Here is a 17,338-nt window from a genome sequence, read left to right on the forward strand (position 1 = left end):
CGATGCCTGAAGGTCACACACTCCACCGGCTCGCTGCCCAGATCAACGCCGTCTTCGTCGGCCGGGAGTGGAAGGTCAGTTCTCCGCAGGGCAGATTCTCCGCGGGGGCGAAGCGCCTCGATGGAGGCGTCCCGCAGCGAGCTGAAGCCTGGGGCAAGCATCTCTTCGTCCACCTGGAGTCTGAGATCTGGCATGTCCATCTGGGCCTCTACGGCGCCTTCAGCTTCCGCGGCGACAGTGAATTCTCCGCTCCGCCCTCCATCGGTGCGCCGCGCGCCTGGGTCGAAGAGCTGACGCCCGACTACGACGAAGTGGGCTGGCTGATCCCGGAGCCGCCGCGCGGAGCGGTACGGGCCCGGGTCCAGTCCAGATCGGGATGGGCGGACCTCCGCGGGCCCACCACCTGCACCGTGCTGAAACCGATCGAGTACCGCACCGTGATCGGGCGGCTCGGCCCAGACCCGTTGCGGCATCTGGCGCAGGCCCCTGGCTCCGAAGCTCCCGGGCCTGCTCTCGCTGGTTCCGAAGAGACTGGCTCCGGGCGCTTTCTGCACAACCTGTCACGTCGCCGGATCAGCATCGGCGCGGCCCTGATGGATCAGTCCGTCATTGCGGGGGTGGGAAACATCTTTCGTGCCGAGTCGCTCTTCCTTGAAGGGATCGACCCGGCCACGCCCAGCAATGCACTCAGCCGGGTCCAGGGTGAGGCGCTGTGGGACCGGCTCACCGAGCAGCTGCGCACCGGCGTCCGGGAGGGTCTGATCCGGACGCTGCGCGCCGAGGGTGAGCGTCGGCACTGGGTCTACCAGCATCAGGGTTCGGCCTGCCTGCGCTGCGGGGCGCAGATCTCGGTCCGCGAGCTGCAGGGACGTCGGCTGTACTGGTGTCCCGGCTGTCAGCGCGGCTGAGTCGGATCGGGACGCCGCGCCGGGGTTCCCGTAGAATCACCAGGTCCGTAGAACATCCGTGAGGAGTACACCCCCAGTGTCCGAGAACGCAGCGTCGGAAGCCCCGCCCCAGGCAGCCCAGCCGGCTGAGTCCATCAGCATCACCGTAGACGGTGAGACGACGAGCATCGAGCACTGCACCACCGGCACTACGCTCTTCGCCTCGGACAAGACCACGGTGGTGATGCGGGTCGACGGCCAGCTGTGGGACCTCGCCCGGGAGATCCCGGCGGGGGCCGTCGTCGAGGCTGTCGACATCAGCAGCGAGGACGGGCTCAACGTGCTGCGCCACTCCACCGCGCATGTGATGGCGCAGGCCGTCCAGGAGCTGTTTCCCACCGCCAAGCTGGGCATCGGCCCCTACATCACCGATGGGTTCTACTTCGACTTCGACGTCGCGGACCCCTTCACCCCGGAAGATCTGAAGAAGATCGAGAAGGCGATGCAGAAGCTGATCAACCAGAGTCAGCTGTTCGAACGCGAGGTCGTCTCGGAAGAGCAGGCGAAGGTCGCGATGGCGGATGAGCCCTATAAGCTCGAGCTGCTCGGCGTCTCCAGCACTGAGGGCGAGGCGGCCGAGGGAGCCAGCGTCGAGGTCGGCGGTGGCGAGATCACCGTCTACCACAACGTCGATCGCCACGGGGAGCGCGTCTGGTCCGACCTGTGCCGCGGCCCGCACCTGCCCAACACCAAGCTGATCGCCAACGCCTACGCCGTGATGCGCTCGGCCGCCGCATACTGGCGCGGCAAGGAGTCCAACCCTCAGCTGCAGCGGCTCTATGGCACCGCCTGGCCGACCAAGGACGATCTCAAGGCATATAAGGAGCGGCTGGCAGAAGCCGAACGGCGCGATCACCGGCGTCTGGGCTCCGAGCTTGACCTCTTCAGCTTCCCCGACGAGCTGGGCTCCGGACTCCCGGTGTTCCACCCCAAGGGCGGCATCATCAAGCGGGAGATGGAGGACTACGTGCGGAACCGCCATATCGAGGCGGGCTTCCAGTACGTCGGCACCCCGCACATCTCCAAGGACGGACTGTTCCACACCTCCGGACACCTGCCCTACTACGCCGACACCATGTTCCCGCCGCTGCACGTGGATGAGGAGCGCGACGCCGAGGGCAACATCACCAAACAGGGCCAGGACTACCGGCTCAAGGCGATGAACTGCCCCATGCACAACCTGATCTTCCGTTCCCGCGGACGGTCCTACCGAGAACTGCCGATGCGGCTCTTCGAGTTCGGCTCGGTCTACCGCTACGAGAAGTCAGGCGTCATCCACGGCCTCACCCGAGTCCGTGGCTTCGCCCAAGATGACTCGCATTCCTACGTCGCCAAGGAACAGGCCCCCGAGGAGGTCCGGCATCTGCTGAGCTTCGTGCTTTCACTGCTGCGCGACTTCGGGCTCGATGACTTCTACCTGGAGCTCTCCACCCGAGATGAGGATTCGGAGAAGTTCATCGGCAGCGCGGAGCAGTGGGCCGAGGCCACGGCAGTGCTCGAGGAGGCTGCGGCCGAGACCGGGCTCGAGCTCGTTCCCGATCCGGGTGGCGCGGCCTACTATGGGCCCAAGATCTCCGTACAGGCCCGTGATGCGATCGGACGCACCTGGCAGATGTCGACTGTGCAGTATGACTTCAACCAGCCTGCCCGCTTCGGCCTCGAATACCAGGCGGCAGACGGCTCCCGGCAGGAGCCGGTGATGATCCACGCGGCGAAGTTCGGTTCCATCGAACGTTTCCTGGGAGTGCTCACCGAACACTACGCGGGGGCGTTCCCGGTCTGGCTCTCACCGGTCCAGGTCCGCGCTGTGCCGGTGGCGGAGCCCTTCAACGACTACCTCGCGGAGGTCGTGGACAAGCTCAAAGCTGCGGGAGTGCGCGCCGAGCTGGAGGACAGCAGCGACCGGTTCCCGAAGAAGATCCGCACCGCCTCGAAGGACAAGATTCCCTTTGTGCTGATCGCCGGGGGTGACGACGTCGACGCCGGCGCAGTCTCCTTCCGGTTCCGCGACGGCAGCCAGGACAATCAGGTTCCGGTGGACGAGGCCGTTGCGCGGATCCTCGCCGCCATCGAGTCCAAGGAGGCCTGAGCCGCCGTGGGGACTGCAGACGAGTTCGAGCTGGCAGGTGTCCCTGACGCCTTCCAACGACTGTGGACTCCACACCGGGCGGCCTACCAGCAGCGCGGCCAGGACCAGGTCAGCGGCGCTGCAGACTGCCCCTTCTGTCAGGGCCCGGGGCGCAGCGATGAAGACTCGCTGATCGTGCACCGGGGGGAGAGCTGCTTCGTGCTGCTGAACCTCTATCCGTATAACCCGGGACACCTGCTGGTGTGTCCCTACCGGCACGTGCCCGATCTCACGGATCTCTATGATGCGGAGGCCCAGGAGTTCACCGCACTGACCCAGCGTGCGATGGTGGTGCTGCGTGAAGCTGCGAACCCCGCGGGCTTCAACCTGGGCATCAACCAGGGCAAGGCGGGCGGAGCAGGGATCGCGGCTCATCTGCACCAGCACGTGATCCCACGATGGAACGGGGATACGAACTTCATGCCGATCATCGCGCAGACCAAGAACCTCTCGCAGACCCTGGGGGAGACCCGCGACCTCGTGGCCTCGACCTGGGACTCGATCCGCTGATGCTGAACCGTCATGCCCGCGCATTCTTCAGCGGCTTGTTCACTCCCATCGCGAAGGCGCTGCTGGGCATCGGTATGACTCCTAATATGGTCACCGTCATCGGCACCATCGGCGTCAGTCTCGGTGCGCTGGTCTTCTACCCGATGGGGGAGCTGTTCTGGGGAACCGTGTTCATCACGGTCTTCGTGTTCTCCGACCTGATCGATGGTCTGATGGCTCGATTGAGCGGCCGAGGCTCCGTGCTGGGCGGCTTCCTGGATTCCAGTCTTGACCGTGTGCAGGACGGGGCGGTGTTTCTCGGTCTGCTCATCTGGTTCTTCACCGGCGGTGAGAGCATCTGGTTGGGCATCGCCGCGGGACTGTGCCTGCTCACCGGCAACCTCGTGTCCTATGTGCGGGCCAAGGCCGAGTCGCTGGGCTACACCGCCGACGTCGGAATCGCTGAACGCTCGGAACGCATGGTGCTGACCCTGGTCTTCACCGGATTCACCGGGCTCGGTCTGCATCCAGGAGTGCTTCTGGTGGTGCTGACGCTGCTGGCCGTCGCCTCCGTGGTCACCATCGTCCAGCGATTCCGCACCGTGATCGCCCAGACCGCAGCGGCTGGCTCAGGCGACGGGGGAGTGTGACAAGCACCGTGGTGCGAAGCCGCTCCTCGATCGCCGGGATTAGGTAGCGTCGTCATCGTGAGCGATGAAACCATGCGGACGGCTGGAGTTGATCTGGCGGCGGAGAACAAGGGAACGGCCCTCGCCGTCATCGAATGGACCCCAGACCGTGCCCGCCTGGAGCAGCTGAGGCTCGATGTCGACGACGCGGAGATCACAGAGGCCGCAGCAGATGTCGCCACGATCGGCATCGATTGCGCCTTCGGCTGGCCCGATGAATTCGTCGGGTTCGTCGCGGACCACGCCAACCTCGCTCAGCCTCAGAGACCCGACGGCGGCATGGCATTCAGGCGCACGCTGGCGTACCGAGAGACCGACCGGCACGTGCGCGCGCGGAGCGGACGGTGGCCGCTGAGCGTGTCCACCGACCGGATCGGCCTGACCGCGATGCGCTGCGCCGGTCTGCTGGGACGACTCGCCGAGAGCGGACTCCTCGTCGACCGGTCCGGACGCGACGGCGCCGTCGTGGAGGTCTACCCCGGCGCAACCCTGAGGGTGTGGCAGTGGGCGATGCGCGGGTATCGGACAGACCCCGAGGTGCGTCGGTCGTTGGTCCACCGGATGCGCCGGGAGGCACCCTGGTTCGAGCTGGGCGAGCGCGCGGAGCTGATGGTGGAGTCCACCGACGCCTTCGACGCCGTCGTGGCTGCCCTGGCGGCGCGGGCCGCGGCGACCGGACGGTACGAACCCCCACCCGCAGAGCACCAGGAGCGGGCTGAGCGAGAGGGCTGGATCATCCTGCCCTCCTGCCCGCTGGGGGAGCTGCTCTCCTGGCCTTCCAGCGCGCCACCGGCCCGAGAGACGAGGACCGCGCGGTAGACGCGTTCCTCAGCAGGGTCGATCGCGGCGCGGCCCGGGTCAGGCCTCCGCAAGGCCCAACTGACGCAGCAGGGCGTCCATAGAAGGGTCCCTGCCGAAGGTGATCCGGTAGGACTCCAGCGGATCGCGCGTATTGCCTCGCGCCAGGAGCTCCCGGCGCACGTGGGAGCCGGCCGCGGCCACGGCCTCGCTGCGCTGCTGTCCCTGCCTTCGGGCCAGCTGTTCGCGATACCACTCGGAGGCATCGGCGGCGAGCACCTGCGCCCACAGATACGAATAGTATCCAGCCGCATAGCTGGAACCCGCGAAGATGTGCTTGAAGAATCCGATTCCGTAGCGCGGTGGCACCAGCGGGTGATCGAGTCCCCAGGCTCCCAGTGCCGACGCGGAGAATGCCTCGGGGTCCGAAGCGGCGGTCTCCGCCTCCTCTACCGAGAGTGTGTGCCACGCGAGGTCCAGCACCACGGCCGCTGCGTGCTCCACCGTGCTGAACCCCTTGCCCCAGAGCTCCTGTGCCGTGGGCTGCTGACCGGGCCCGGCAAGACCAGCGCTGAGCTCTTGGAAGATCTCGTTCACCTGGGAGGGGAACTCGACATTGTCTCGGGGCACGGCGGTCCCGGAGAGCTCCTCGAACTCTGACTCCGCAAGCAGTCCGTGCAGGGCGTGGCCGAACTCGTGGAAGAGGGTGCGCATGGCTGAGGGCCCCAGGGCAGTCCGCTCTCCCACGGCAGGGGCGGTGATGTTCAGCGCGTTGATCACCACCGGTGCGGACCCCGTCAACGTGGACGCCACGGAGAAGGAGTTCATCCAGGCTCCTCCTGACTTGCTCGGCCGGGCGTAGAGGTCGAGCAGGAACAGCCCGATCCCTGAACCGGGGCGCTGCTCTGCAGAGCTTTCGAAGACCTCGAAGCTGCGCGCTTCGGGGGCAAAGTCGGGCAGGTCCTCGCGTTCGACCACCGTGATCCCATAGAGCTGGGAGGCGGCGTCGAAGACCTGATGCAGTGCCTGCTCCAGAGGGACATCCCGCCTCTGCTCTGCGTCGGGTCCGGGGCCTACTCCGGTGGCCCCGGCCGCGGTCCGCTCGCGCTTCGCCAGCGCTGCGATGCCGAAGCTGATGTCCCAGGGTCGGAGACCTGCCGGCTCGTCCGGATCGGAGGCCTCGACGACCCCGGAATCGCGCAGAGCCTGGATCTCGGTGTCCAGGCGAGCCAGGGCACCCGTCACGATGGTCGTGAGCATCCTCTCGATGCTGGCGCGGTCGGGTGCCGTGCGTGCGGGCAGGACGCTGTCGAGGTGATGCTCGAAGCCCAGGAGTCGGGAGCGGCGGGCCCGCAGCACGGCGATGTGCGCCCCGATCTGGCTCGTCGTGCGTCCCTCGTCGTCGGTCAAGGTGCCCCGTGACACGGAGGCCTCGTGCAGCCGACGGCGTGCAGAGCGCCTGGTCATCCGCTCCAGCGGGCTCTGCTGCACCGGCAGTGTCAGACTCAGCAGAGCTCCGTGGGCGTGACCGGCGTCCCGGGCCGCGGCCTGCGCGGCTACTGACTCCGCAGCGTCCAGTCCGTCGAGCTCCGCGGGATCGGAGAAGAAGACGGCTGCGGCTTCGGCCTCGCGGCGCTGAAGCTGCTCATAGGCAGTCTCGGCGGCGCCGAGCTCGAGGTTCAGCGCCCGGAGCTGCTCCTGGGCGGCCTCGCCGAGTCCCGCTCCCGCTGCGCGCGCCTCGTCGAGGACATGGTGCAGCATCCTTCGCTGTTCCCCCGTGGCACTCGTCTCACCCCGAGCCACCGCCGACTGCAGTGCGTGAAGACGCCCATAGAGACCCTCGTGCATGGCCAGCCAGTCGCGGTGCGCCGCCGTGCGCGCAGTGATCTCCCGCTGCACCTCCTGCCGCGCCGGCGTCGCATGGACCGAGAACATGCAGGAGAAGGCACGTTCGACCCGAGAGAGGAGTTCATGTGAGCGGCCCAGCGGGTGCAGCACGGTGGACACCTCAGCGGGGGCGGGGTCCCCCGCGATTTCCTCCACGGCCGCGCGCTGAGCGTCGATTCCGGCCTCAAGCGCGGGCAGCCAGTGCTCGTCCCGGATCTGGTCGAGGTCGGTGAGTCCGTAGTCGAGCGTCCCCTCCCGGAGCAGGGGATTGCCTCCCCCTGATGACGTGATCCTGGGCACCTGCGCGTGCGCCGATGGCTCGGTGCGCTCCACGTGTCACCACGTCCTCTCCGATAGGCTGGTGGCAAGACTATATGACGGTTGCCGCGTGCAACTGTTTTCCGTGAACGTTGCGATCTCATCCCCAAGGAGAACTATGGCCGGCCATTCCAAATGGGCCAACACGAAGCACCGCAAGGCCGCCGTCGATGCCAAGCGCGCCAAGCTCAATGCCCGCTATATCAAGCAGATTGAGGTGGCCGCACGCAACGGGGGCCCCGATATGGCCGGCAACCCGGGTCTTGATCTCGCGGTGTCCAAGGCGAAGAAGAACTCCGTGCCCAACGACAACATCGACCGGGCCATCAAGCGCGGAGCGGGTCTCACCGGTGACAGCGTGGAATACGAGGAGATCACCTACGAGGTGCGCGGGCCTCAGGGCTCCGCGCTGCTGGTGGAATGCCTCACCGACAATCGCAACCGCGCGGCGGCCGAGGTGCGGACCGCGGTGACGCGTTCCGGCGGCACGGTCGCCGATCCCGGTTCGGTGGCCTACATGTTCCAGCGCAAGGGCGTGGTCGCGCTTCCCAAGCAGGAGCTCGCCGAGGATGACGTGCTCGCCGCCGTGCTGGAGGCCGGGGTCGAAGATGTCATCGAACACGTCTCCAGCTTCGAGGTGCGCTGCGAGCCGCAGGACCTCCAAGCTGTCGTGAAGGGACTTGAAGAGGCCGGCATCGAGTACGAGTCCGATGAGGTCGAGTTCATCTCCGAGGTCACCGTCGACCTCGACGTCGACGCGGCGAAGAAGTTCTTCAAGCTCGCCGACGCGCTCGAAGACCTTGAGGACGTCCAGAACGTGCACAGCAATGCTGACCTCAGTGCCGAGACCCTTGCAGCGCTGGAGGATGAAGACTGATGCGGCGGAGTCACAGGAGCGAATGAGGCAGCGTGTGAGGCAGGGAGGACGGGCATGAGTCAGTCCGCTGCGGTCTCTGGGACCGCGGGGACGTCTCGGACGGCACAGCGGATCCTGGGAGTGGATCCTGGGCTGACGCGCTGCGGCTTCGCAGTGGTGGAGATGAACCTCAACCGGACCGGCGCCTCGCTGCATGTGGAGGTCACGGGCACCCAGGCCAGTCAGGATCTCGCCGAGCGGATCCTGAGCATCCAGCGTGCGGCCGAAGTGCTCCTGGACCGCTTCGCCCCGGATGTGCTGGCCATCGAACGTGTATTCGCCTCGAACAACGCGCCGACCGTCGTGGCCACGGCGCAGGCCTCCGGGGTCATCATCGCGGCTGCGGCGGCACGTGGCATCCCGGTGGCCTGGCACACTCCGTCTGAGGTCAAGGCCGCCGTCACCGATGATGGAAACGCAGATAAGCAGGCCGTGGCGCGCATGGTCCAGCGGATCCTCAAGCTCCCCGGGCTGCCCAAGCCGGTGGACGCGACAGACGCGTACGCGGTCGCCATCTGCCACGGCTGGCGCTCCGGCATCGGCGCGCGCTTCAACATGTCCGCCGGAACCCAGACCCACCAGGGTGCCAGCACGGCCCTGCAGCGCGCACAAGCCGCGGCCGCGGAGAAAAGCTCAGCCGCGAAGGGTTCAGCGACCAGAGGCCCCGGGCGGTCGGGCTATGATCAGCTGACCCCCGCCCAGCGCGCCTGGATGGCAGCCGAGAAACGGGCGCGCTAGAGTGTTCGAATACATGTTCTAGTCATGACGGGGGTCCGCTCCTGGCATGCGACCAGTCGCCAGGGGCGACGGTGAGGTGAGTAATGATCTCTTCCATCCGGGGCGACGTGCTCCACATCGGCGCCGACCACGCAGTGGTCGAGGTCTCCGGATTCGGGCTGCACGTCTCCGCGACCCCCAAGACTCTCGGCGACCTGCGCCCCGGGACCGAAGCCAAGCTGCATACCAGCTTCGTGCCCCGACAGGACGATGCCCCGCTGCTCTTCGGCTTCTCCGAGCTCGCCGAGCGCGTCATCTTCACCACCCTGGTCGCGATCTCCGGCATCGGTCCACGGATGGCCCTGGCGGTGCTCGCCGTGCACACTCCTGCGGAGGTCCACCGTGCCATCGCCGAATCCGACACCGCGGCGTTCACCAAGGTGCCCGGGATCGGCAAGAAGACCGCGCAACGGATCCTGCTGGAACTGGCGGGGAAGCTGGTGATCGACCAGCCCGAAGCTCCGGAAGGAGCCTCCACCGGCCCGGCCGAGCCTGAGGTCGCCGCGCAGGTCCGTGAGGCGCTCGTCTCGCTGGGCTGGATCGAGCGCGACGCCAGGACTGCAGTGGAGAAGCTTCTCGTCGCGGAGCCCGAGCTGGCGCAGGCCGATGTGAGCACCGTGCTGCGGCAGGCGCTGCGCAGCCTGGGAGGTGCCCGGTGAGCACCGACGGACCCCGCGAACTGCTCGGCGGCTCGTCGATGACCGAGGAGCGAGCCATGGAGGCCGCCCTGCGCCCGAAGGCGCTCAGCGACTTCGTGGGGCAGCAGACGGTGCGCCGTCAGCTCTCACTCGTGCTGGAATCTTCGCGCATGCGCGGCACGGCCTCGGATCACGTGCTGCTCTCCGGCCCTCCTGGCCTCGGCAAGACCACGCTGGCGATGATCATCGCGGCGGAGATGAACGCAGCCCTGCGGATCAGCTCCGGTCCAGCGATCCAGCACGCAGGCGACCTCGCTGCGATCCTGTCCTCGCTGACCGAGGGGGAGGTCCTCTTCGTCGACGAGATTCACCGCATGTCGCGGCCCGCCGAGGAGCTGCTCTATATGGCGATGGAGGACTTTCGCGTCGATGTCATCGTGGGCAAAGGGGCCGGAGCGACCTCCATCCCGTTGGAGCTTCCTCCGTTCACCCTGGTCGGGGCGACGACGCGGGCCGGACTGCTCCCGGGTCCGCTGCGGGACCGGTTCGGGTTCACCGGGCACCTGGAGTTCTACAGCGAGCACGAGCTGGAGCTGGTGCTGCGCAGGTCCTCAGTGATGCTTGACATGAACGTCGCCGGGGCGGGCTTCGCCGAGATCGCCTCGCGCTCCCGCGGAACCCCGCGCATCGCGAATCGGCTTCTTCGTCGGGTGCGTGACTGGGCCCTCGTGCACGGGGTGCATGAGGTCGATCAGGCCACCGCCGCGGCCGCGCTGGAGATGTATGAGGTCGACGAGCGCGGCCTCGACCGCCTGGACCGCTCGGTCCTGGAGGCACTATGCCTCAAGTTCAAGGGCGGTCCGGTGGGCCTGTCCACTCTGGCGGTGCTGGTGGGGGAGGAGACCGAGACCGTGGAGACGGTGGCGGAACCCTATCTGGTCCGCGAAGGGCTGCTTGCGCGCACGCCTCGAGGACGCGTCGCCACCGATGACGCGTGGCGGCATCTCGGGCTGACTCCGCCGGAGCGTCACCCTGATAGTCTGTCGGGTTGAATGCCCGGCCAGGTCCAGCAGCGGTTGAGCCGCAGTCCTGGCAGGCACCTCCCGCGACGAGAGATTGGCCCGATCTGTGAACGCTCTGCTCCCTTACGCCCAGGTCCTCGCATCTGAAGGCACCGGCTCAGCCCCCGGTTTCGATCCGGTGCTGCTGATCATGATCGCCATCCTGGTGATCTTCATGGTGCTGACCTTCCGCCGCGGAAAGAAGCTGCGCGACGAGCAGTCCAAGGCGCGAGGCGGCGCCGTGGTCGGTGCCCAGGTCGTCACCGCCGGAGGAATGGTCGGCACAGTGGTCTCCCGTGATGAGGAGGCCCAGCGAGTGACCCTCGAGTTCAGCTCCGGAGACCGGGTGGACTTCCTCATCGGCGCCATTCAGCAGGTGGTTGAACCCGCCGCCACCACAGAGGACTGATTCGCGCTCTATGGCGACACGTACTCCGGCCGCTCATGCCCGCGGCGTTCTGATCGGCCTGCTCGTGCTGCTTCTCGGCATGGGCGGACTCTTGGCCTTCGCAGTGCAGGACGGCCGCGCCCAGTGGGCTCCGCTGTTGGCCCTGGACCTCGAGGGCGGCACCCAGATGGTCCTCTCTCCGCAGGTCGACGGGGGTGAAGAGATCGACGAGGAGCAGCTCCAGCAGGCGGTGGAGGTCATCCGTCAACGTGTTGACGGTTCCGGTGTGACGGAGGCTGAGATCACCACTCAGGGCGGTGAGAACGTCGTCGTGGGTCTTCCCGGTACTCCTGACGCGGAGACCCGAGAGCTCATTCAAGCCTCGGCGGACATGGAGTTCCGTCCCGTTCTCCGGGCCGAACAGGACATGGCATTCCTGGAGGAGCTCCTCGCAGAGGAGGAAGATCTCTCCGAGGAGGACGCCGAAGCTCTCGAGGAGCAGCTCGACGGCACCGAGGAAGAGGAGCAGGCGCAGCCTGAGGACTTCGAGGAGCCCACCGCTGAGCCCGAAAACGGCTCGGATCCTAACTGGATCACTCCCCAGGTCGCAGCGGACTTCGCCAACTTCGAATGCAGCAGCGAGATCAGCCTTGAAGATCGAGCAGAATCCTCGCCGGATGAACCACTGGTCTCCTGCGACCCCGAGAGCGGCATGAAGTATCTGCTGGGACCGGTGGCGGTACCCGGCACCAACATCGAAGACTCCAGCTTCGGCATGGAGCAGTCCGGGGCCGGTCAGTCCACCGGGCGATGGGCCGTGACGATCAACTTCGACGCCGAGGGCACCGAAGCCTTCAGCGACACGACGACCCGGCTCCTCGGCCTGGAGGCTCCGAGGAACCAGTTCGCCATCATGCTCGACGGGCAGGTCATCTCGGCACCCACCACGCAGGCCGCCATCGTCGACGGGCGTCCGCAGATCACGGGCGACTTCACCGAAGACGAGGCGCGAGGCCTCTCCGAACAGCTGCGCTACGGTTCGCTGCCGATCAGCTTCGAGATCGAGTCGGAACAGCAGATCTCCGCCACCCTCGGTGAGGAACAGCTGCGACTCGGCCTGCTCGCCGGCATCATCGGCCTGGTGCTCGTCGCGGGCTACGCCCTCTTCCAGTACCGCACGCTCGGCCTGGTCACGATCGTCTCGCTGGTCGTCGCCGGTGTCATGACCTGGTGGGCCATCGCGCTGCTGGGCTGGAGCGACGGCTACCGCCTCTCCCTGGCCGGCATCGCGGGCCTGATCGTCGCCATCGGTCTGACCGCCGATTCCTTCATCGTCTACTTCGAGCGCATCAAGGACGAGCTGCGAGAAGGCAGATCCCTTCCCGGCGCCGTCGAGGCCGGCTGGTCGCGTGCCCGACGGACGATCCTCGCCTCCAAGGCGGTCAACGTGATCGCCGCCGTCGTCCTCTATCTGGTGGCCGTCGGCAATGTGCGCGGATTCGCCTTCACTCTGGGCCTCACCGCGATCATCGACGTCATCCTGGTCTTCCTCTTCACCCACCCGCTGATGCAGCTGGTGGCTCGCAGGAAGTTCTTCGCCGCAGGGAAGAAGTTCTCTGGGCTCTCCGAGAAGGAACTCGGAGTCGACGTGCTCTACCGCGGCTCCGGGCGATTCGGGCGTCGCCAGCAGAGCGGCAGCGCCGAGACCCTCTCGCAGAGCGCTCCTGCCGCCGCCCTCGCAGGCACTTCGGCGGGCAGCCTGCCGAGCTCCCCGCTGCGGCCTTCCGCAGGCGCCGCCGGGGACGCCCGCGAGGATCGGGTCCAGGAGGTTCCGGAGATCTCCGAAAGTGAGTGGTCCCAGATGACCATTGCCGAACGGCGTCGGGCGCGAGCCGCCGCGTCACGTCAGCAGGACACCGACGAGACCGAGGAGGGGCGCTGATGGCTGCCAACTTTGCCAAGGCAGGCAACCAGCTCTACACGGGCGAGCGGGCCTACCCGTTCATCCAGCGGTCTAACCTGTGGTTCATCCTCGCCGCGGTGCTGATCCTGGCGTCCATCGCCGTGCCGTTCTTCCGGGGCGGCTTCAATCTGGGCATCGAGTTCACCGGCGGGTCCGAGTTCACGGTCTCGCAGACCGAGAACACGGACATCGCCGTGGGCCAGGACGCCGTGGAGGAAGTCTCCGGCCAGGAGGCCATCGTCACCAACGTGGCACCTGGGACGGTGCGTGTGCAGACCGAAGAGCTCAGCGACACCGAGACGCTAGAAGTCGCCGATGCCCTTCAACAGGGCTATGGCGTCTCGGCCGAGCAGGTCAGCTCCACCTTCATCGGCCCCGTCTGGGGAGAGCAGATCTCAGAACAGATGCTGCTGGGGCTGATCGTCTTCGTGGTCCTGGTCGCGCTCTACATGGCCTTCTACTTCCGCACGTGGACCATGTCGATAGCGGCGATGCTGGGCCTGGCGTTCGTGGTCATCGTGACCGTGGGGATCTACGCCGCGACCGGGTTCGAGGTCACGCCCAGTGCCATCATCGGCTTCCTGACCATCCTCTCCTATGCGCTCTACGACACCATGGTCGTCTTCGACAAGATTCGCGAGAATGTCGACGGGCTGCGCTCCCAGCTGGACCAGACCTTCACCGAGCGAGTCAACCTTGCCGTGAACCAGACCCTGGTGCGGTCGATCAACACCTCCGTGGTGGGCATCCTTCCGGTCGGCTCGATCCTGTTCATCGGCTCCCTGCTGCTCGGCGCCGGCACCCTACGCGACATCTCGCTGTCTCTGTTCGTGGGCATCATCGTGGGCACCTTGGCCACGATCTTCATCCAGGCGCCGCTGTATGCCCGGATGCGCCGCAACGATACAGCCATCAGGTCCCACACCGCCGAGGTGCTCGCACTCCGCGAGCAGCGCGGCGTGCATGCGGTGACCTCCTCCGGTATGGCGCTGGACGCGGCCGGCCAACCGACCGTGTTCCCGCCGCTTCCAGAGCCCGAGCCGGAGGGCGAGCTGGAAGACGACGACGAGTACCAGGTCATCATTCAGGCCCCGCACGAGCACTGAGTCACGGTGTGACCTGGAATGGGGCTAGAATTGCCGACACGCCGTCTTCGGCATCCCGTTTCCGCTCAAGGGAAAGCAGGTCCGCACTGGTGAACGAGGATCGCCCGGCTCCAGAGGGCACCACGCAGCTCGCGGCAGCGAGTGCAGCCTCACCGCCCGTGGTCAGGAGAGCGCGCGCGGTGGGTGTGGTCAGCGAGGAGGCATCATCCTCCCCGCTGCTCGAACCACTTCTGCGCGCCATGCGGGCCAATGACTCCCAGCAGGACTTTCCGCTGGTCGAGCGTGCTTTCGCGGCCGCCGATCACCATCACCGGGACCAGAAGCGCAAGAGCGGCGACCCTTACATCACCCATCCGGTGGCGGTCGCGACCATCCTCGCTGAGCTGGGACTCACCGGATCCACTCTGGCGGCGGCGCTGCTGCATGACACCGTGGAGGACACCTCCTACTCCCTGGAACAGCTCACCGAGGAGTTCGGCGCAGAGATCGCCCTGCTCGTCGATGGTGTCACCAAGCTCGACAAGCTGAAGTTCGGAGACGCCGCGCAGGCCGAGACCGTGCGCAAGATGGTCCTCGCCATGGCCAAGGACATCCGCGTGCTGATGATCAAGCTTGCGGACCGGCTGCACAATGCCCGGACCTGGCGCTACGTCGCCGCCGAGTCCAGCGCACGCAAGGCCAAGGAGACCCTGGAGATCTTCTCCCCGCTGGCCCACCGGCTCGGGATGAACACCATCAAGTGGGAACTCGAGGACCTGTCCTTCGCTGCGCTCTACCCCAAGGTCTACGAGGAGATCGTGCGCCTGGTGGGGGACCGGACCCCGCAGCGGGAGAAGTTCCTCTCAGAGGTGCGCGAGACCATCGCTGACGACCTCAACGAGGCCAGCATCTCGGCGACCATCACGGGACGCCCCAAGCACTACTACTCGATCTATCAGAAGATGATCGTGCGCGGCAAAGAGTTCGACGACATCCATGACCTGATGGGTGTCCGCGTCCTGGTGGACACGATCCGCGACTGCTACGCGGTGCTCGGAGCTCTGCATGCCCGGTGGAATCCCCTGCCCGGGCGCTTCAAGGACTACATCGCGATGCCGAAGTACAACATGTACCAGTCGCTGCACACCACGGTCCTGGGACCGGCCGGCAAGCCGGTGGAGATCCAGATCCGCACCCACGAGATGCATCGACGCGCCGAGTACGGCGTGGCCGCACATTGGAAGTACAAGCAGGACTTCTCCGCCCCGCAGGCTCCCTCCGCGCCGCCGGCAGGCGGTTCCCTGGCCGGGACGGCGACCCAGCAGTCCCAAGCCACCGAGGACATCGGCTGGCTGCGGTCCCTGGTGGACTGGCAGTCCGAGACCAAGGACCCCGACGAGTTCCTGGACTCGCTGCGCTACGAGATCAACGCCAAAGAGGTCTTCGTCTACACGCCCAAAGGCGAAGTCATGTCTCTGCCCGCCGGGTCCACCCCGGTCGACTTCGCCTACGCGATACACACCGACGTCGGACACAAGACGATCGGCGCGCGCGTCAACGGCAAGCTGGTGCCGCTGAACTCCGAGCTCCAGCACGGAGACTGGGTGGAGATCTTCACCTCCAAGTCCGAGACGGCCGGCCCCAGCAACGACTGGCTGCAGTTCGTCAACAGCGCCCGCGCCCGGAACAAGATCCGACACTGGTTCTCCAAGGAGCGTCGCGAGGAGTCCATCGAGCGCGGCAAGGAAAGCCTGACCAAGGCGATCCGAAAGTCTCAGCTTCCGCTGCAGAAGGTGATGAACCCCGAGGTCCTCGACACCGTCGCCAAACAGCTGCACTACACCGAGGCGGCTGGACTCTATGCCGGGGTGGGGGAGGACCATGTCTCCACCCAGAACGTCATTGAGCACCTGATCGCGCTCTTCGAGCCCGAGGAGGAGGAGTCCGAGGAGCACGACACCACTCCGATCACCTCCCCGGTGACGCCTGCGAACCAGTACTCCGACGCCGGAGTCATCGTCAAAGGCGCCGGCAATGTCCTGGTGAAGCTGGCGCGCTGCTGCACGCCGGTTCCCCCCGATGAGATCGAAGGGTTCGTGACCCGCGGACAGGGTGTCTCGGTCCACCGTGCAGACTGCCGCAACGTCGAGCAGCTGCGGGACCAGCCTGGTCGGCTCGTCGAGGTGGAATGGGCGCCGACGAAGTCCTCGGTGTTTCTGGTCGAGATTCAGGTCGAGGCGCTGGACCGCAAGTCGCTGCTCTCGGACGTCACACGGATCCTCGCCGAGTCCCAGGTGAACATTCTCTCTGCGAGTGTGCAGACCTCCCGAGACCGGGTGGCGCTGTCACGCTTCTCCTTCGAAATGGGCGACCCCCGCTACCTGAACCACGTCTTGAACTCGGTCCGGCGCATCGACGGGGTCTACGACGTCTACCGAACCGTGGGCAAACGCCGCGAACATTGAGCACCGCCGGCTCATTGACGGACGCCGAAGACCCGTGCCTTCAGCAAGGCGGAGATCTGCTCCTGCCGGCGCTGCAGCTCGGTTCTGCCGCGCAGCTGGTGGCGGATCTGAGCGGTGAGACCTTGAACTGAGACCGCCTCGGGATCTGCGTCTGCCAGGCGCCGGATCAGCTCCCACCGACGAGTGGAGGCTCGGGCATCCTGCTGGTCCGTGGCGTACGCCTGGGGAGCCGGCTGGTCCAGGGCGCTTCTGCTGGCTGAGGTGCCGATGCCGAGAAAGACGTCGGCAGCGGTGCGCACCGGCGAGGTCACGGGGATCCCCTGCAGATGCACCACGTGCCCCGGCTCCAGCGGCATCTGGTGAACCTGCCAACCGGTCACCGCCGCGGTCGTGCGGCGGAAGACACCATCGGTGATCACCGAGACCTTCTCGGGCCGGCGCGTGCCTCCCAGGTGGACCCAGGCTGCCGTCTCGCCACAGAGCACGGAGCCCGCACGCAGCCCCGGAGCAAGCAGCTCATGGCAGCCCAGGGCACGGAGGCCGGGTGAGTCCGGCAGCCGCGCCGACGCATAGACATCTGCGACCAGGGGGCGGAGCGCTCCCTCGTGGACGAGGACCTGCAGCTCGGCAGCGCTGAACTGCGGACCCGCTCGGTAGAGCCCCTGGGGCAGGGGAGCCGCGGTTCGTGGTGTCATGAGCCAAGCATGAGGCAGTCGCGATCTCACCGCGCCGAGGCGGACACCGGCTGTGGAGATTCGGCAGGGTCCGATGCCGACGCGGTCGGCTGTG

General features: G+C 66.8%; 15 protein-coding genes. 13 read left to right on the top strand and 2 right to left on the bottom strand.

The features are described from left to right. Nucleotides 1–2: 2 nt before the first annotated feature. The 5 genes from IY716_RS01315 to IY716_RS01335 all read left to right on the top strand — a co-directional run bounded on the left by IY716_RS01315 (nucleotide 3) and on the right by IY716_RS01335 (nucleotide 5,072). The gene (locus tag IY716_RS01315; protein WP_218219854.1) at nucleotides 3–908 is read left to right on the top strand and encodes an Fpg/Nei family DNA glycosylase; all 906 of its coding nucleotides are present in this window, start codon (nucleotides 3–5) and stop codon (nucleotides 906–908) included. A 76-nt stretch (nucleotides 909–984) separates the two neighbouring features. After that, a complete protein-coding gene (gene thrS, locus IY716_RS01320; RefSeq protein ID WP_218219855.1) occupies nucleotides 985–3,036 on the top strand; it encodes a threonine--tRNA ligase in 2,052 nt (683 codons plus the stop codon). A 6-nt stretch (nucleotides 3,037–3,042) separates the two neighbouring features. Beyond that, nucleotides 3,043–3,585 carry an HIT domain-containing protein gene (locus IY716_RS01325; protein ID WP_218219856.1) on the top strand — a complete coding sequence of 181 codons (543 nt, stop codon included), beginning with the start codon at nucleotides 3,043–3,045 and terminating at the stop codon, nucleotides 3,583–3,585. Continuing rightward, nucleotides 3,585–4,214, top strand: a complete 630-nt coding sequence (gene pgsA / locus IY716_RS01330; protein ID WP_218219857.1) for a phosphatidylinositol phosphate synthase — start codon at nucleotides 3,585–3,587, stop codon at nucleotides 4,212–4,214. The genes IY716_RS01325 and pgsA overlap by 1 nt, the downstream gene beginning before the upstream one ends. 57 nt (nucleotides 4,215–4,271) lie before the next feature. Then, on the top strand, nucleotides 4,272–5,072 hold the full coding sequence (locus IY716_RS01335; RefSeq protein ID WP_369699548.1) for a DUF429 domain-containing protein: 801 nt from the start codon (nucleotides 4,272–4,274) through the stop codon (nucleotides 5,070–5,072). Nucleotides 5,073–5,111: 39 nt separating this feature from the next. On the opposite strand, the gene IY716_RS01340 is transcribed toward IY716_RS01335, so the two are convergent. After that, complete coding sequence (locus IY716_RS01340; RefSeq protein WP_218219858.1) at nucleotides 5,112–7,271, bottom strand: M3 family metallopeptidase; 2,160 nt, start codon at nucleotides 7,269–7,271, stop codon at nucleotides 5,112–5,114. 103 nt (nucleotides 7,272–7,374) lie between these two features. On the opposite strand from IY716_RS01340, the gene IY716_RS01345 reads away from it, so the two are divergent. From IY716_RS01345 to IY716_RS01380, 8 genes are all read left to right on the top strand, one after another. Continuing rightward, a complete protein-coding gene (locus tag IY716_RS01345; protein ID WP_218219859.1) occupies nucleotides 7,375–8,133 on the top strand; it encodes a YebC/PmpR family DNA-binding transcriptional regulator in 759 nt (252 codons plus the stop codon). A gap of 54 nt (nucleotides 8,134–8,187) precedes the next feature. Beyond that, a complete protein-coding gene (ruvC, locus tag IY716_RS01350; protein WP_218219860.1) occupies nucleotides 8,188–8,910 on the top strand; it encodes a crossover junction endodeoxyribonuclease RuvC in 723 nt (240 codons plus the stop codon). 83 nt (nucleotides 8,911–8,993) lie between these two features. Continuing rightward, on the top strand, nucleotides 8,994–9,608 hold the full coding sequence (gene ruvA / locus IY716_RS01355; protein ID WP_218219861.1) for a Holliday junction branch migration protein RuvA: 615 nt from the start codon (nucleotides 8,994–8,996) through the stop codon (nucleotides 9,606–9,608). 38 nt (nucleotides 9,609–9,646) lie between these two features. Then, the gene (gene ruvB / locus IY716_RS01360; RefSeq protein WP_218221337.1) at nucleotides 9,647–10,639 is read left to right on the top strand and encodes a Holliday junction branch migration DNA helicase RuvB; all 993 of its coding nucleotides are present in this window, start codon (nucleotides 9,647–9,649) and stop codon (nucleotides 10,637–10,639) included. A 76-nt stretch (nucleotides 10,640–10,715) separates the two neighbouring features. After that, on the top strand, nucleotides 10,716–11,057 hold the full coding sequence (gene yajC, locus IY716_RS01365) for a preprotein translocase subunit YajC (RefSeq protein WP_218219862.1): 342 nt from the start codon (nucleotides 10,716–10,718) through the stop codon (nucleotides 11,055–11,057). Between the two features lie 10 nt (nucleotides 11,058–11,067). Then, complete coding sequence (secD, locus tag IY716_RS01370; RefSeq protein ID WP_218219863.1) at nucleotides 11,068–12,978, top strand: protein translocase subunit SecD; 1,911 nt, start codon at nucleotides 11,068–11,070, stop codon at nucleotides 12,976–12,978. Further along, nucleotides 12,978–14,105 carry a protein translocase subunit SecF gene (secF, locus tag IY716_RS01375; RefSeq protein ID WP_218219864.1) on the top strand — a complete coding sequence of 376 codons (1,128 nt, stop codon included), beginning with the start codon at nucleotides 12,978–12,980 and terminating at the stop codon, nucleotides 14,103–14,105. Before secD ends, secF begins: the two co-directional genes overlap by 1 nt. A gap of 158 nt (nucleotides 14,106–14,263) precedes the next feature. Next, nucleotides 14,264–16,549 carry a bifunctional (p)ppGpp synthetase/guanosine-3',5'-bis(diphosphate) 3'-pyrophosphohydrolase gene (locus tag IY716_RS01380; RefSeq protein WP_369699662.1) on the top strand — a complete coding sequence of 762 codons (2,286 nt, stop codon included), beginning with the start codon at nucleotides 14,264–14,266 and terminating at the stop codon, nucleotides 16,547–16,549. An 11-nt stretch (nucleotides 16,550–16,560) separates the two neighbouring features. On the opposite strand, the gene IY716_RS01385 is transcribed toward IY716_RS01380, so the two are convergent. Continuing rightward, complete coding sequence (locus tag IY716_RS01385) at nucleotides 16,561–17,244, bottom strand: hypothetical protein (protein ID WP_218219866.1); 684 nt, start codon at nucleotides 17,242–17,244, stop codon at nucleotides 16,561–16,563. Nucleotides 17,245–17,338 lie beyond the last annotated feature (94 nt).

The organism is Nesterenkonia sp. Act20, assembly GCF_019173455.1.
Classification (GTDB): domain Bacteria; phylum Actinomycetota; class Actinomycetes; order Actinomycetales; family Micrococcaceae; genus Nesterenkonia.

Excerpts from the sequence above, each read along its gene's own strand:
- IY716_RS01315 (WP_218219854.1), top strand. The coding sequence starts at position 3 with ATGCCTGAAGGTCACACACTCCACCGGCTCGCTGCCCAGATCAACGCC.
- ruvB (WP_218221337.1), top strand. The coding sequence starts at position 9,647 with ATGACCGAGGAGCGAGCCATGGAGGCCGCCCTGCGCCCGAAGGCGCTC.
- pgsA (WP_218219857.1), top strand. The coding sequence starts at position 3,585 with ATGCTGAACCGTCATGCCCGCGCATTCTTCAGCGGCTTGTTCACTCCC.
- ruvC (WP_218219860.1), top strand. The coding sequence starts at position 8,188 with ATGAGTCAGTCCGCTGCGGTCTCTGGGACCGCGGGGACGTCTCGGACG.
- ruvA (WP_218219861.1), top strand. The coding sequence starts at position 8,994 with ATGATCTCTTCCATCCGGGGCGACGTGCTCCACATCGGCGCCGACCAC.
- secD (WP_218219863.1), top strand. The coding sequence starts at position 11,068 with ATGGCGACACGTACTCCGGCCGCTCATGCCCGCGGCGTTCTGATCGGC.
- IY716_RS01345 (WP_218219859.1), top strand. The coding sequence starts at position 7,375 with ATGGCCGGCCATTCCAAATGGGCCAACACGAAGCACCGCAAGGCCGCC.
- IY716_RS01385 (WP_218219866.1), bottom strand. The coding sequence starts at position 17,244 with ATGACACCACGAACCGCGGCTCCCCTGCCCCAGGGGCTCTACCGAGCG.
- secF (WP_218219864.1), top strand. The coding sequence starts at position 12,978 with ATGGCTGCCAACTTTGCCAAGGCAGGCAACCAGCTCTACACGGGCGAG.